Here is a 15,955-nt window from a genome sequence, read left to right on the forward strand (position 1 = left end):
CCGACTAATTTTGTTCAGCCGGACGCTTGTATGGTTTCTGCATCAATGCGCGTGCCTCATTGATAGCGCCCTGTGTGTTGTCGTTGGTCTGTACAGCGAGGCGGTACTCGTTGACGGCACGGTCACGCTGACCGGTTAGATCGAAGATGCGGCCTAGCTCGATGTGGCTCCAGACCTCGACCCATCTTGGGTCGTCATCTCCGCGCAGAGCGTCACGGAAAGAGTTTGCCGCAGATTGATAATTGCGCTGCATGAAGAAGACTTCGCCGATGCGGTAGGAGGCGAGCGAGCTGTTTTTGTTGGCGTCGAGGGCCTTCTGGTACTCGATCAGTGCAGCAGTGAGATCGCCCTGTGCGACTTGCTCCTGCCCGCGCAAAACAGCCACGCGCACAGCGAGATCGGGCGTGCTCTTCAGCAGCCAGTTGTCCGGATCGATGCTGATATGACGCGGGCGGCCAAAGGTCTCGATGGAGTATTGTGACTCGTTGCCGCTGACGACGATGCGCTTGACCTCCGTTTTACCATCCGTCTCGATGCGCAGTTCGACCGGCATGCGAAAGAGGTCGAGGTCCTGCGTGATGGCTCCGACCGTGCGGAAGCCTTTGTTGCTGCCAAGGCGAAAGACGGTGTACTTATCTCCGAACGCCGGTGCGCCGGTGCCATCGATCCACTGCGAAAAGAATGGCGTCAGTTCCAGATGCGATTGGGCTTCGGCGACGGTTTGAACGTCAGAGCTGCGAATGGACTTGTCGGTATATTGCGACAGCATGCCGCGCAGGAACTGGGTGAAGGTATCGTCACCCATCTCCCAGCGAAGCATATGGAAGACCATCGCACCTTTTTCGAGGGTCATGGACTGGAACTGTGGAGAGAACGGATCGAGGCGTCCGAGAGAGGTGAGCGGAACGGTATCGTAGGCCAGCGCACCGGCGGAAACGTCGGTGACGGCTGACTGAAATGCGGTCTTTCCAGCTGAATCTTCGAGATACATTAGCTCGGCATAGCGCGACATGCCATTGGTGATCCAGGCATCGTTCAAGCTCGCAGGCGAGATCTCGCTACCCCACCACTGATGCGCGATGGTGTTGGAGATGAGCCGCTGTGCGTTGCGCGCGGCAATGCGGCCTCCGCCGATGGCGACAATCTCCGGTGCCCATGTGGCTGAGACGGCATCGTCCGGCAGTTCCACGAGGTTGAGAATCGGCGACTCAGGCTGGCCGAAGGTGCTGGTCATAAACTCAAACTGCCTGGCGGCAGTGTGAGCGAAGTCGAGAGCGAAAGGTTTGCGTTTGTCGGTGACATAGACGTGAATGTTGTTGACGCCAGATGTACCAGCGGGATCGAGGAACTTGCCGGCGATGATGGTTCCGGGGAAGCCGGGCTTGGTCCAGTTGAAGTCGTATTCGGTGCGATTGCCGGGCAGGTTTTTCTGTCCGGCGACTCCGCTGCCGACCACGCGCTCGTCGGAAGGCACACGGATGTGCATCTGAGCGGTGAAGCGGTCGGTGTACAGGCCGGTCATGGGGAACCATGCGCCGGGGTACAGCAGAATGCTGATGGGATCGTCGATCGAGGCCAGCTTGATTCCGCTGACCGGGCTGGTATCGGAGCCGGTCAACGTGCCGGAGTATTCAAAGTTATAGGTGGTGCTGGTTCCTTTGGGGATCGGCGTGGCCAGATTAAAGCGTACGGTGCTGTTGGTGGTAAGGCGCTCCGATTCGAGGGGCTTGCCGCTCGAATCCGTGACCTTGGTGATCTGCAATCCGTTGTTCAACTCGAAGATGGGAGAGGTGAGATCTTCAAGCGCAGTAAAGGTTACGGCTGCCGTTACGGTGAGATGATGCACCGCAGGATCGAGATCCGCAGTAATGTTGTAGCCGGTGACGTGCAGTTGAGGTCTGACAGGCGCTGCCCAAAGGGAAACCGTGAGAATGCACGCGGGAAACAGTGCGGTTGCCAGAACTCGAAGATACCGGGAAGGTAGGTGCATGTCGGGCGAAGATCCTCAAAAAATAATGGTACAGCCTTCGTGATGTTAGACGCTTGCCGTTGAAATTCGGACACTTGTAGCTCAGGGGTACGACAACAGGCTCTCGACGGCATCGCAGACCTGGGCAATGGAGCCTGATCCGGAGGGAGGGAGCAGCTTAAAGTGTGCTTCGGCCAGGTCGGAGAGCATCTGTTCGCGCTGAGGCCCATCGGCCAACAACGGAATCAGGGCCTTTGCCACGTTTGCTCCAGTAAAACGGGTCTGCAGCAGCTCGGGCACAATGCGCTTTCCGGCAACCAGATTGACCATGGCAATGGGAAGATTGCCGTCTCGGTCTTTCTCCGCCGGAATCTCATGTGGATAGCGGATGAGTTTTCGTGCAAGTACAAAGGTAAGCGGGGAGACCCGGTAGACGACGACGAAGGGGTTTCCGATGACGGTTGCCTGTACGGTTGCGGTGCCGCTGGCAACAACGCTGGCGCGGGCGTGGTGGAGCGCCTCGCGTGCGTCGTCGACCAGCGTAACCCTTGGCTTGGTTGAGCTGTAGTAGATCGGGTCTTGCAGAAAATTAAGAATGTACGAGGTGTTTACCGTCGAGGCGACCGGAATAATGAACTCGTACCTGCCCTGAGTGTTCAGAAGAGAGGCTGCATGCAGCATCTCCGGCAGGTTGAGTTGTACCTCTTTGCGGCGACTGCCGGGGAGCAGCGCGATCCAGTTCTTCGCGGGGTCGAGTATGTGCTTTGCGGCGTACTCCGCACGATTGATATCGGGTAGAGGGAGCTGTGCCAGAGGATGCCCCACGAACACAGCATCGACATTGCGCGCCCGGTAAAAGCGTTCCTCGAAAGGGAAGATGACCATCATGCGACTGACTCGCTGCTGTACCCAGCGCAGACGCCTGCGTTTCCACGCCCAGAGCTGAGGGCTGACGAAATATACGACCGGGATATTGAGTCTGCGGAGCGTGCGAGCAAGACGGAAGTTGACATCGGGAAAATCGATGAGGATGGCAATGTCCGGGCGCCGTTTTTTGATGGACGTGACCAGACGACGGTACTCGCCATAGATGTGGGGCATGTGGCAGATCACCTCAGTGATGCCCATGTGGGCCACATCTTCGGCGTGAACGATGCGCTCAAGACCCGCGGCAGCCATCTCGAGACCGCCGAGGCCGAAGCAGGTGAGCTGCGGCATGCGAGCACGCAGCTCTGTAATGATCTGAGCGCCATAGTAGTCCCCGCTGGCCTCGCCGGCGGAGAGAAAAATGTGCGGAGATGGGTTGCTTTCTGCCACGTTCGATTCGCGTTCGCTTGAATACTGTATCAGGGTAAAACGGCGTCAGAAAGCTGAGAACGCAGGACGTTATCTGCCGACGTCTCCTGGTCCTTGTACTGCAACTGGTAGAGCTTCCAGTAGAGGCCGCGATGCGTGAGCAGCTCCTGATGCGTGCCACGCTCGCGCAACTGTCCCTTATGCATGACAAGAATGGTGTCGGCCCGCTGAATGGTAGACAGCCGGTGGGCGATCAAGATAGAGGTCCGTCCTGTGACCATGCGGGAGAGAGCATCGCGCACGCGAAGCTCCGTGTCGGTGTCCACGGAAGAAGTTGCCTCGTCAAGAATGAGGATTCCGGGGTCGTGAGCCAGAGCGCGAGCAAAGCTGATGAGCTGTTTTTGTCCCGTAGATAGAGTAGCTCCGCGCTCCTGCACTGGCTCGTCGAACTGTAGAGGCAGCGAACGGATGAAGTCTCCCACGTTGACCTCATCGGCAGCGCATTGCAGGCGCTCGTCGGTGACCCATTTTGAACCGAGACGGATGTTATCCGCGATCGTGCCGGTGAAGAGAAAGGGGTCTTGCAGCACGACGGCAAAGCGACGACGCAGGGCATGCATATCCTGCAGCCGCACGTCCACGCCGTCGATGAGGATACTTCCGCGCTGGATATCGTAGAAGCGCATCATCAGACTGATGATGGTCGTCTTGCCTGCGCCGGTGTGGCCGACGATAGCGGCGGTCTCATTGGGCTCAACGACGAAGCTGACGCCGCAGAGAATCCATTCGATGTCGGCATAGCCGCGCAGCTCGTCTTCGGTCGCCGACTCCACGCGAAGTCGCTGGGCCTCATCTAGAGTCTGATAGGTAAACCAGACATTGCGGAACTCCACCCGGCCCGAGCGATCGCCGGAGGTAGGCTCCGGAGGCGACAGTATCTCCGGCTCTGAATCCAGCAACTTGAAGACGCGCTCGCTGGCTGCCATGGCGGCTTGCAGGATGTTGTACTTCTCGCTGAGGTCCTGAATGGGGCGGAAGAAGCGTTGCGCATACTGAATGAACGCGATCAGGATACCGAGCGTAACCGTAGCTCCCGGCGCGCGCATCGGATGCAGAATGTATTCGTAGAACGGCAGGCCGGCGGCCAAAGGAGCGCCAGTGAAGAGAGCGCCGATACCGCCGCGCCAAAGGACCAGCGCAATGGCGATGGAGCTGAGCAGTTCAACCGCCGGATAGTAGAGGGCGTAGGCGAAGATGGCGTCCTTGAAGGCGTCCATGTGCAGGCGATTGACGGCGGCAAACTCGTCGAAGGCGCGCTGCTCGCGGTTGAAGAGCTGCACGATGGACATGCCGCTGACATGCTCCTGCATGTAGCTGTTGATCCGCGCAATGGCGGAACGAATGCGGCGATAGCTCTCGCGCACATGCTTGCGGAAGATGCCTGTGATGTACAGAATCGCCGGGATAACGGCCAGCGTCAGCAGCGCGAGCGGCCAGCTCATGCGCAGCATGATGATGACGATGAAGGCCAGAACGAAGATGTCCTCGAAGATAGCGAGAACGCCCAAGGTAAACATCTCGTTCAGCGCGTCTACGTCAGAAGTGACACGGGTGACGAGCTTGCCGACGGGATTATGGTCGAAGAAGCCGGGATGCATGTGCTGGAGGTGGCGGAAGATCTGGCTGCGCAGATCGAACATGATCTTCTGGCCGGTCCACTGCATCAGGTAGGTCTGAACAAATTCGAGAACGTAGGTAATCAGCAAGGCGCTGAGGTAGAGCAGGCCGAGCTGGGTAATGCCGGCCATCGGCTTCGAGCTGAGGTGATGAGCCAGCCAGGAGAGCTTCTCCGGCGGCGTCTTCGTCATATACGTGTCGACGGCGACTTTTACCAGATATGGACCGGCGACATCGGTTCCGGCCTTGAAGATAATGGCGATGGCCGAGAGTACTACCTGTAGCTTGTAGGGGCGCAGGTAGGTCAGAAGCCTGCGCATGAGACGGCCGTCGTAAGCTTTTCCTACGATGTCGTCGTCCTGCGCCGCCTTCTTCGCGGCCTCTTTTTGCGCCTTTTTGGATTTCTGCTCGTCAGCCATCTAAGTGTCTCTATTCTAGATGCTTGGGGCGAGATCAGGATTCTGCAGTTATTGCGTTGCAGGCATAGAAACTGCGCCCACGACAGCGCCCGCCCCGGGACGCTGCGCAAATACCACAATCCGCATGGTTGATGACGCGGAACTCTCCGGGGCGAGGAGGCTGGCCTTCAACGGGCCGGATGCCAGGTCCTTCAGTTTACCGATCTTTTGCAGCGATCGAACGACGGCAACATGGTGGAGAACTTGTCCCTTATTTTCGCCGCGTTGGACATTTGTCGTATCGCTGGGATCGACCAGCGCGGCGTAAAGGTCCGCGTTGGAGAGCATGCCGGGAGAGGCCGAACTGGAGACCGCAAATGAGATATGGCTGCCGTCCAGAGTGAGCTTTGTGAGTGCGAGGTTGATCTTGGCGGTGCGACCAGAGTTGGTGATAGCGCGAAAGATATGGGGTGCGTCGTTACCGACGAATGGCGCAGTTCCGTCCACGACCATCTGCGGAGTGTAGACGTCATCCAGATGGAAGCGGAAGCGGTACTGGTTTTGCCGGTCTGTATATTGATGCGAGGAAAAGCGGTCGTGCCAGCCAAGCTGGTCCCAATAATCGACGTGCTCGCCAAGGGCAATAATCTCTGCATCGGCGACCGGCTGATCCTGCTCCAGCTTGGCGAGCAAAGCGTCGGCTGGCGGGCAGCTCGAACAGCCTTCTGACGTGAAGAGCTCAACCAGAACGGGAGAGCGTTGATTCTGTGATCCGGCTTGAGCGATGGCTTGCCCAGACATCAAGATAAGCAGGGCTGCGACAGTAGCGAGTGGGCGAAACCGTGGCATAGTCTTTACCTCTCAGGCGCCTTCTCTAGCATAGAAGGCATATTGCCGTTTGAAACCGCCTTCGTGAAACAATTAGTTTGAGGCGTTTTCGGCAAAATGGTTACACCGCTTGGAGTCTACATCTCGGTCCCTTTCTGCAAGGCGAAGTGCACCTTCTGCAACTTTGCTTCAGGGGTGTTTGCCGCTGAGCGAATGCAGCATTATGTTGATCGCGTCTGCGATGAGATCAGTGCGGCGCGCGATGTGGCAGCGAAGTCCGGGGCGCGGCTGCCGGAGTTTGTGGACACGATCTACTTTGGGGGCGGAACACCTAGTTTGTTGAGCGCACAACAGTTTCGCCAGATGTTTCAGCGGCTGCGCGGCGAGTTCGAGTTGGCACGCGACGCCGAGATCACGCTCGAGTGTGCGCCGGGACAGCTCGGCGATGAGACGCTGGACGACCTGCTGCGGCTGGGAATGAACCGCGTCAGCTTTGGGGTGCAATCTTTCGTTGACCGAGAGACGGCAGCGGTTGGACGCTTGCACACGCAGCGGGAGTGCGAGGCGGAGATTCTGCGAGTCCACAATGCTGGGATTAAGGACATCAGCATTGATCTGATCGCAGGGCTTCCGTATCAGACGCGGGAGAGCTGGCAGTATTCTCTCGATCAGGCGATTGCCTGTAAAGTCCAGCATGTCAGCGTTTATATGCTGGAGGTCGATGAAGAATCGCGCCTCGGCGAAGAGGTTCTCGCAAAAGGAACGCGTTACCATGCGTCGGCGGTTCCTTCCGAGGACGAAAGCGCCGATTGGTATCAGATGGCTTGTGAGCAGTTCGATGCGGCTGGATTGAGACAGTACGAGATCTCAAACTTTGCGCGCGGGGGCCACGCTTCCCGTCATAACCTCAAGTATTGGCAGCGTCTTCCTTATATCGGTTTTGGTCTTGATGCTCACTCGATGTTGCCGACCGACGTCGGTGCGGTGCGGTTTGCGAATACCAGCGATATGGATGCTTATATCGACAGGCCCGAAGCTGTGTTTCGCCAGCTTCAGAAGAAGAACGCCATCGAGCCGGACTTCGATGTTATCGATCTTGACCGGGCCTTTGAGGAAGAGCTTTTCCTTGGGCTTCGGCTTACCGAGGGCATCGATCTTCACCGGCTACGGGCAGGATTCGGCGAGACGATGGTTCAGGATGCGATGTCAGCCTTGCTTGAAGCTCATGAGGCCGGATTGCTGGAGTTGGAGGCCGATCGCATTCGCCTGACGGTGCGGGGGCGCATGGTCTCCAATGAAGTCTTCAGTCGATTGCTGGTTCCATCCGCCGCATAACCCTGTATCGCATAATCTTAGACAGGAGTTGCGGGGGTTCCTATGATCGATCTTCGAAGTGACACGGTTACGCGGCCTACGCCTGCCATGCGCGAAGCGATGCGCGCTGCCGAGGTGGGGGACGATGTCTACGGAGAAGACCCTACCGTTAACAAGTTGGAGAGAGACGCTGCCGCCTTGTTCGGCAAAGAGGCGGCTCTATTTGTGCCGACCGGAACCATGGGAAACCAGATTGCCATTCGTCTTCATACGCAGCATGGGCAGGAGATTCTCTGCGAGGCGCGGGCGCATGTCCTCGATTGGGAGATGGCCATGGCCGCGGCCTTCTCCGGATGCCAGTTGCGCCCAGTCGCGGGGGTGCGCGGCGTGCTTTCATGGGAGCGGATACGGCAGGCGATTGGGCCGAAGCTCTACTATCGTGCCCAGACCGGCCTGGTTTGTATTGAAAATACGCACAATATGGCCGGTGGCACAGTTACCCCGCTTGCTACGATGCGAGAGATCTGCAAAGGAGCGCATGAGGCGGGTTTGCCGGTGCATCTTGATGGGGCGCGTATCTTCAACGCTTCGGTCGCCCTTGGCGTTGGCGTAGCCGAGCTTACCGAAGGCTGCGACACGGTGATGTTTTGCCTGTCGAAGGGGTTGGGTGCTCCGGTTGGCTCGATGTTGCTGGGCAGTCGAGAGACGATAGATCGGGCTCGCATCTTTCGCAAGGCGCTGGGCGGCGGAATGCGGCAGGTCGGTGTGCTGGCTGCGGCTGGTCTCGTCGCGCTGCACGAGATGACGGCGCGGCTGGCTGACGACCATGCCAACGCTCGTCTGCTGGCTGAGGCGGTTGCGGCTGAGCCGAATGCCGGGATCGATCTGGCTGCGGTTGAGACCAACATTGTCATCTTCGATCTTCGCGGCGATGGCGATGCAGCAGCATTCTGCGCCGAGTTGAAGAGAAAGGGCGTGTTGGCCAGTGCGATTGGGCCGCGCTCGATTCGGTTTGTGACCCACTATGACGTTGACCGGGAGGCTTGCACGAGAGCGGCTGACGTTGTGGCCGAGACGCTGCGGGTCTGCCCGACGGCTTGAACCTTGTCGCTTTGAAGGTACCCTCCCCGGTAGACTTTAGTCGCAAAGTATTCATTACAAAGGGTTTAAATTTCAAAGTCTTGATTCTAAATGTGTTAGCTTCTAGTTGTTGATTCTAAGGTAGTTATTCTTGGATTGAGCAGATTTAGAAGAACGAGCAAAGGCAACAGCAACTACGGTGGTTCTTCGCTGCGCTCAGAATGACGAGCGTTCTGAGTGGTTCTATGGCATCTGCGAGACAACTTGGCTGATGACTCTGCTTTTTTTCCTGTTTCTATTATCGAGGATTGGCAGGAACTCTTTTGCAATGGATATCTTGCTTGTTTTGTTTGAGTTGATGGGTTTTGGAGCTTGACAGAGTTTTTGCCAGCGCGTTTAGGGTTTTTCTGCCATAGATGCTTGAAAATGCAATATTTATCTGAAGATGTTTATGCTGCGCTTCGGATAAAAATACAGGGGTCTCTCCACTCCGCTGCGCTCCGGTCGAGATGACGTGCAGTTGCAACGTGCGTTCCGGTTGAGGTGAGGTGGATTATGGGTTGGACTGCGGCTCCGGTCGAGATAGCGGTAGTTGGGGACGTTGAGCGATGCTCTACCGTATGAGGCTTGCGGCCTAGTCGCCGCCTGCGTTGATGGTGGGTTTGGTGGCGAGGAAGACACTGACAGAGGTGCCGTGGGTGGCTTCGTCGGTGTTGCTGGCCAGTTCGATGGTGCCGCCGTGTTTGGTGACGATGCCGCGGCTGACCCAGAGGCCGAGGCCGGTGCCGCGCTCGCCTTTGGTGGTGAAGAAGGGCTGGAAGAGGTGGGGGCGCACCTCATCAGGAATGCCCATGCCGTTATCCGTAATCATGACTGTGGCGCCAGCTTCCTGCTTGTGGCCGTCGATCGAAAGCGCAGGCTGGGGCCTGAGGTTTACGCGTACATTGCCGCCGGGACCGGCAGCTTCGGCGGCGTTGGCGATCAGGTTGGTAAAGACCTGCCGTAGCTCGGCGGGGAAGGCATCGACCGCAATGCCGGATGGAAGATCGGCGTGGATGTTGACGCGTTCATCGGTGAGCCGGCGCTCCATCAGCAGAAGGATCTCCTGCAGCATGTCTTTGAGGTCGACCAGGACGGGAGCTTTGGACTCGCGATAGAGGCCGAGCATGGCCCGGCTGATCTGGGTGACGCGCGCCAGCTCCTGTTCGGCCATATCCATGAACTGGACAGACTCCTCTTCGGTGACTCCGTTGCGCATGAGGTAGAGCAGGTTGGAGACGGAGTCGAGAGGGTTGTGGATCTCGTGTGCGATGGTTGCGGCAAGGCGTCCAGCGACTGCCAGTTTCTCGTTTGCCAGCAGGGCGTCCTGTGTTTTGCGCTCCAAAGTGATATCGCGAAAGACCATGACGACACCGGCGATACCGTCGGTGCGGTCGCGGATGGGTGCGCCGCTGTCGGCGATGTGCAACTCGGTCTTGTCTTTGCGAACCAGGATGGTGTGATTGCCGAGGGCGATGATACGGTTGAGCCGCTTGACCTTGGAGACGGGATTTTCCATCGGGGTGCGGGTGGTTTCGCTGATGATGTGAAAGATGGTTTCAAGCGGTTTGCCGAGTGCTTCGGCCTGCGTCCAGCCGGTGAGCTCGACGGCCACGGGGTTCATCATCTGGACCCGGCCTTCGGTGTCGCAGGTGATGACGCCATCGCCGATGGAGGCCAGAGTGGTGCGTAGTTGCTGCTCGGACTGAAAGATCTCCTCGGCGCGTCGACCTAAGACGTCGAGCGAAGTCTTATAGGCGTCGGAGACGGCGTGGAGACGGTTGCGGGTGAACAGGCCGATGAAGATGCCGACGCAGAGGGCGAGCACAAGCAGCAGCCACTCCATGTGGCGAACCTGATATTGCCAGAGGTGGATGCGTGCGGCTCGCCGCTGCTCGGCGTTGTGGGTGGTATCGGAGAGGTCCTTGCGGATATCGTCCATCATCGACTTGCCGCGCAGGTTCAGGTCTACATCGCGCACCTGTCCTCCGGCCTGAATGGTAGCGATGACGGGCAGGGCGAAGGCATCGACCCAGAGCTGGTGCTTGTTAACTAAATCGTCGATGTAGCGCTTCTCGATATCATCGAGGCCCGGCATGTTCTTCATCTTGTCGAACTCGGCCTGCAGGCGCGGCGAGGCGTCGAGATAAGGCTGGAGAAAGCGCGCGTCGGAGGTGTTCTCGTAGCCGCGGAGAGCCGACTCTTCGTTAAGGATGAGAGTGTTGATGCGGCTGACCTGAGAGATGTGGGCGTCCGATTGCTGAATCAGCCGGACGGTCGAGTTAGCTCCCTGGATTTGCAGGTAGAGTGCAACGGCGGCCAGCAAAAGCGCGATGACCGGCAATAAAAATACCTGCCGCAGGATGCGATTGAATTGATTTAGATTCACTGTCCTCCGGTTTTAAGCTCGACTTAGAGGTTGCAGAAGACTGCCTAACTTGTCCAGAAGAACGGGGGGACCTTCTCCCTTGGTCATGCACATGTCTACCATAGAGAGCACGTCGGAGGGCAGGCCAATATAAGCGGAGAGGAGCAGGATGGGGATATGGGGCTTGACCTGGCGCATCTTCGCAGCCACCTCGCCTCCATTCATTCCCGGCATGGAGTAGTCGAGCACAACGCAATCGATGGGTTCGCTCATGAATAACTCGAGTCCGGCAGAACCGTTGGGCGCCGTCAGAACACGATACCCTGAGCGCTCCAACAATATCTTGCGAACCTTCAGGCCGATCAGTTCGTCATCGACACAAAGGACGAGATGGGATTTTTGCTCCATAGGCAATCGATTCGCAGCAGCTGCTATTTAAGGATAACGCCTGGCGTATAAAAGTAACATTCCCTTAATGAGTGACTCTAACGATTCATCGTACGTTAGCAATGTTTTGGTCACGGTAGGTTAATCTGACGGTAACACTGAGGTTACAAATTGAGTCAGACGATCTTTGTATTGGAAGATGATGCCGATATCTCGCGCCTGGTGCAGTATCACCTTGAGAGTGCCGGCTACACCGTTCGCGTCTATTCAACCATCGGCCAGATTGTTCCCGATGCCGACCGGCAGCCACCGTCGCTCTTTCTGCTGGATATCATGGTGCCGGGGGGCGATGGACTGGATCTGTGCCGCAGGTTGCGTCAGAACCCGACGCTGAGTGTAATCCCCATTATCTTTCTGACGGCTCGCGCGGCGGAGAATGATCGCGTGCAGGGCCTTGAGATGGGCGCGGATGACTACATCACCAAACCGTTTGCCACACGAGAGCTGATAGCTCGTGTAAAGGCTGTGTTGCGCCGGTTCGAACGGCCGACTTCGCCGTCGATTCTGAAGTTTGAAAACGTTGAGATTGATGCAGGTGCGATGCAGTTGCGCGTCAACGGTGAGTTGGTGACGACGACAGCAACCGAGTTCCGTTTGCTGGACTATCTCGCACGACATCCGGGACGAGTTTTTAGCCGCGATCACCTGCTGGACGCTGTATGGGGCGATGCCCGGTTTGTTACTCCGCGTTCGGTCGATGTCTATGTTCGTCGCATTCGCGAAAAAATCGAAGCCGACGCCGAGAGCCCGCGCTATTTGAAGACGATGCGCGGAGCGGGATACCGCTTTGAAATTCCTAAGACTTCGCAGTCCTGAGTGTAGGTGCATTGGTGAGGCGTAGTCTTTTTCTTTCGATTTTTGTTCGCATGACGATCGCCTTGGCGATCGTTGTAGCGTTGTGCGTATGGCTTGCGCCGCATGGCTGGATCTTCGCTGCAATCTTTCTGCTGGGCTGGGCCGCGTTAAGCTCGTTGCTGATCGCGCGATTGGTGGGGCAGGATGTTTCGGCGCTGCGATTATCGACGGCGGCCATTGCGGAGCGTCCTGTCGATACAATCGGCAACCAGTATGCTGACTTCGACGAGGTAGCGCATGCGATCTCGCAGGTCTCCGAACGGGTGCAGCGGCAGCTCGCCGATGCCTCAGAGGGGCGTCAGAAGCTGGAGGCGATGATTGACAGCATGCAGGACGCTGTCGTTGCCGTCGATCAGGCGGGGCGCATTCAGTGGACCAATCAATGCATGCAGAAGCTCATTCCAGGAGCCGTCATCGGCGGGGCAGTTCGCGTAGGACATGCCCTGGTGCAGACGATCCGCGATCCCGACGTTCTGCAATGCGTTCGCGCGGCGTTGGAAGAGCGCGCCGTGAGCGAGCGACGATCGACCTCGGTTGTCCCGGGACGCATCTTCGAGATTGCAGCGTCGCCGATGCCGGGTGGCGGAGCAGTTGCCGTGCTGCACGATATGACGCGCATCGAGCAGGTCGAGCGTATCCAGCGCGATTTTGTTGCGAATGTCTCGCATGAGCTGCGCACGCCGCTCACCTCGATCAGCGGCTACGTGGAGACGTTGCTGGACCATGAAGCGGGCCTTAGCACGCAGGCGCGGGAGTTTCTTACGACAATTCTGAAGAATGCCACGCGCATGAATCGCCTGACGGAGGACCTGCTGGTCATGGCGCGGGTGGAATCGTCAGAGAGCGAGCTTCATCCAGCGCTGGTGCGTGCAGATATCCTGATTCGCGATGCGGTGCAGGCGATGAGCGGCCTGGTGCAGGATGCAGAGGCGGTGCTGGAGATTGGCGAGGTGACGACCACCGAGGTCTTTGCCGATACGGACGCGATCGTGCAGGTGCTCAGTAATCTTATTGAGAACGGAATTAAGTATGGGCACGGACGCAATGCGGCAGCCTCCCGTGTCATCGTCAGCGCACGTGAGGTCACGGAGCCGTTTGACGCGGTGGAGTTCCGCGTCCGCGACTTTGGACAGGGAATTGCCTCTGAGCATCTGGGACGGATCTTCGAGCGGTTTTACCGGGTGGACAAGGCTCGTTCGCGTGAGTCGGGCGGCACTGGACTTGGGCTCGCGATTGCACAACGGATAGTGCAAATTCACGGTGGTAACATTCGTGCCGAGAGTGCGTTGAACCATGGCAGCACATTTATCTTTACGCTGCCGAAACAGTCCGGAGGGTCTGTGCGTCCATGATGGATGGAGTAAGCTTTTCCCCACCATTCATATCTTTGTAACCTTCGCTTAACATTGCTGGACGACACTCGAATAGATACAAATCCCAATTTTCTGAGGTAATCAGGTGGAACGAGTCAGTTTAAAAATTGCTGCCGCGGTGTTATTTGCGTTCTGTGTTACAGGCTGTAAACAATCTGCGAATACGTCTGCAACGTCGGCTGGCGAGAGCAGCGCGCAGAATCTGAATGGCGCTGGCGCTACGTTTCCTTATCCGATCTACTCGCGCTGGTTCAGCGAGTATGCTGCCGCGCATCCTGGCGTTCACATCAACTATCAGTCCATTGGGTCGGGCGGCGGCATTCGTCAGGTCTCCGAGCAGACGGTTGACTTTGGTGCGAGCGACGGCCCGATGACGGACCAGCAGCTTGCCGCATCGAAGGTTCCGTTGATGCATATTCCTTCTGTGCTGGGAGCGGTGGTTCCGGTTTATAACATTCCGGGCGTTACTGGAAATCTCAACCTCGCTCCTGATGTCATCGCTGATATCTATCTCGGAAAGATCACCAAGTGGAACGATCCGCGGCTGGCGAAGGATAACCCGGGCGTCAAGTTCCCCAGCACGGCGATCCTCCCCGTCTATCGTTCGGACGGAAGCGGAACGACCTATATCTTTACCGACTTTCTCTCGAAGGTCAGCCCTGAGTGGGCCGCAAAGGTAGGCAAGAGCACCTCGGTGAAGTGGCCTGTGGGCATCGGACAGAAGGGCAACGAGGGTGTTGCCGGAATGGTGCGCCAGTCGCCCTCTTCGTTCGGCTATGTGGAGCTGATCTATGCTCTGCAGAACAAGATGACCTATGGCGCTGTCCGCAATGCTTCGGGTAAGTTCGTTCTTGCCAGCACCGATGGTGTGACGGCCGCCGCCGCCGCTGCTGCTTCGAGCATGCCGGCAGACTACCGGGTTTCGATTACGAATGCTCCGGGCGATACCTCCTATCCGATCAGCAGCTTTACCTGGTTCTTGATCCCGACGCATTCGTCCGATGCAACGAAGACTGCGACGCTCAAGGATTTCCTGACCTGGATGCTTGATCATGGCGAAAGCGAAGCGTCCTCGATGGGTTACGCTCCGCTTCCGGCGCAGGTCCAGAGCATGGTCCGCCAGAGCATTGCAAACCTTCACTAAACCGACCTGCCGCACGGCGATAAAAAGCCGTGCGGCATCTCTGGCTGACCTTGGCTACAATCAATTACAGAGAATCAAATCACAGGGTTCAGGATTGTGCCTTCTAGTCGCATGACTACCGAAAGAGAACCAGGATCTTCGATGCCGACTGAGCCGTCACTGACGCCTGCCGTCTTTGCTGCTGCCAATCCGGCTGCAGGCGAATCGGCTTCTTCGCCGATCAGAGACTATCTCAGCACACGCAGCAGCGGTCGGTTTGCGGACAGCAGCTTTGCCGCATTGATGCTGCTCTGCGCATGCAGCATCTTCGCAATTGTTGCCTTCATCTTCTGGATATTGACGGTTCGATCTCATCTGAGCCTGGTTCAATTCGGCTGGAAGTTTTTCTCCCGCTCGGCATGGGACCCGGTCTCTGGTGATTTTGGAGCGCTTCCATTTATCTATGGCACGCTTGCGACCTCATTTCTTGCACTCCTGATGGCTGTTCCTCTTGCACTGGGCGTGGCAGTATTTGTTACGGAGCTTTGCCCGAAGCCTCTTCGTGCACCGATCTCATTCCTCACGGAACTGCTGGCTGCGATTCCAAGCGTTGTATATGGTCTGTGGGGAGTGTTTGTTCTCGTTCCGCTGATGCGCGATGTCGTTGGGCCATTCCTTTCAAAAACGCTCGGCTGGACCGGATTTTTTAGCGGCGCCAATTTTGGTGTCGGTCTGCTTACGGCGGGTATTATTCTCGCGATTATGATCCTGCCGATCATCTCTTCGCTGACGCGAGACATCATGCTGGCTGTGCCGAACAGCCAACGCGAGGGCGTTCTGGCGCTGGGTGCGACGCGATGGGAGATGATTCGTGTCGGCGTTCTTCGCAACTCGCGCATCGGCATCGTTGGTGCAATTATGCTTGGCCTTGGACGCGCACTTGGCGAGACGATGGCGGTCACCATGGTCATCGGGAACCACCCGAATATCAGCCGGTCACTCTTCGCGCCTGCCAATACGCTTGCCAGCGTCATTGCAGGAGAGTTTACCGAGGCAACCGGAGATCTTTACCTGAGCGCGTTGATCGAGATCGGCCTCGCACTTTTCCTGGTCACCATCGTCGTCAATGCCATTGCGCGTCTTATGGTGTGGGCGGTTACACGTGGCGCACCGGTAGGAGCGGCCTGA

At 57.5% G+C, this 15,955-nt stretch carries 12 protein-coding genes; 6 read left to right on the plus strand and 6 right to left on the minus strand.

Annotation, left to right across the window (positions count from 1 at the left end; genetic code table 11):
* Window positions 1–4: 4 nt before the first annotated feature.
* The 4 genes from IEW09_RS14270 to IEW09_RS14285 all read right to left on the minus strand — a co-directional run bounded on the left by IEW09_RS14270 (window position 5) and on the right by IEW09_RS14285 (window position 6,189).
* Complete coding sequence (locus IEW09_RS14270; protein ID WP_188554869.1) at window positions 5–1,990, minus strand: M1 family aminopeptidase; 1,986 nt, start codon at window positions 1,988–1,990, stop codon at window positions 5–7.
* 81 nt (window positions 1,991–2,071) lie between these two features.
* Complete coding sequence (lpxB, locus tag IEW09_RS14275; RefSeq protein WP_188554870.1) at window positions 2,072–3,286, minus strand: lipid-A-disaccharide synthase; 1,215 nt, start codon at window positions 3,284–3,286, stop codon at window positions 2,072–2,074.
* A 29-nt stretch (window positions 3,287–3,315) separates the two neighbouring features.
* Entirely contained in the window at window positions 3,316–5,361 is a 2,046-nt protein-coding gene (locus tag IEW09_RS14280; protein ID WP_188554871.1) for an ABC transporter ATP-binding protein, read from the minus strand.
* A 48-nt stretch (window positions 5,362–5,409) separates the two neighbouring features.
* Window positions 5,410–6,189, minus strand: coding sequence for a DUF1223 domain-containing protein (locus tag IEW09_RS14285; protein ID WP_188554872.1), 780 nt, complete (start codon window positions 6,187–6,189; stop codon window positions 5,410–5,412).
* Window positions 6,190–6,285: 96 nt separating this feature from the next.
* Here IEW09_RS14285 and hemW point away from each other — a divergent pair, with 96 nt between their 5' ends.
* Both hemW and ltaE read left to right on the plus strand, forming a co-directional pair.
* Window positions 6,286–7,503, plus strand: a complete 1,218-nt coding sequence (hemW, locus tag IEW09_RS14290; protein ID WP_188554873.1) for a radical SAM family heme chaperone HemW — start codon at window positions 6,286–6,288, stop codon at window positions 7,501–7,503.
* 42 nt (window positions 7,504–7,545) lie between these two features.
* Window positions 7,546–8,583: a low-specificity L-threonine aldolase gene (gene ltaE / locus IEW09_RS14295; protein ID WP_188554874.1), complete on the plus strand. Its 1,038-nt coding sequence runs from the start codon at window positions 7,546–7,548 to the stop codon at window positions 8,581–8,583.
* Between the two features lie 613 nt (window positions 8,584–9,196).
* Here the strand turns inward: ltaE and IEW09_RS14300 are convergent.
* Complete coding sequence (locus IEW09_RS14300) at window positions 9,197–10,990, minus strand: ATP-binding protein (protein WP_188554875.1); 1,794 nt, start codon at window positions 10,988–10,990, stop codon at window positions 9,197–9,199.
* A 12-nt stretch (window positions 10,991–11,002) separates the two neighbouring features.
* Entirely contained in the window at window positions 11,003–11,377 is a 375-nt protein-coding gene (locus tag IEW09_RS14305; RefSeq protein WP_188554876.1) for a response regulator, read from the minus strand.
* Between the two features lie 150 nt (window positions 11,378–11,527).
* Here IEW09_RS14305 and IEW09_RS14310 point away from each other — a divergent pair, with 150 nt between their 5' ends.
* The 4 genes from IEW09_RS14310 (at window position 11,528) to pstC (ending at window position 15,955) form a co-directional block, all read left to right on the plus strand.
* Window positions 11,528–12,232 (plus strand): winged helix-turn-helix domain-containing protein, encoded by a 705-nt coding sequence (locus IEW09_RS14310; RefSeq protein WP_188554877.1) that lies wholly within the window; start codon window positions 11,528–11,530, stop codon window positions 12,230–12,232.
* 50 nt (window positions 12,233–12,282) lie between these two features.
* Complete coding sequence (locus tag IEW09_RS14315; protein WP_229739327.1) at window positions 12,283–13,623, plus strand: sensor histidine kinase; 1,341 nt, start codon at window positions 12,283–12,285, stop codon at window positions 13,621–13,623.
* Between the two features lie 106 nt (window positions 13,624–13,729).
* Window positions 13,730–14,788, plus strand: coding sequence for a phosphate ABC transporter substrate-binding protein PstS (gene pstS, locus IEW09_RS14320; RefSeq protein WP_263369164.1), 1,059 nt, complete (start codon window positions 13,730–13,732; stop codon window positions 14,786–14,788).
* A 141-nt stretch (window positions 14,789–14,929) separates the two neighbouring features.
* Entirely contained in the window at window positions 14,930–15,955 is a 1,026-nt protein-coding gene (pstC, locus tag IEW09_RS14325) for a phosphate ABC transporter permease subunit PstC (protein ID WP_373282825.1), read from the plus strand.

The sequence above is a fragment of the Edaphobacter dinghuensis genome, assembly GCF_014640335.1.
GTDB classification, from domain to species: Bacteria; Acidobacteriota; Terriglobia; order Terriglobales; family Acidobacteriaceae; genus Edaphobacter; species Edaphobacter dinghuensis.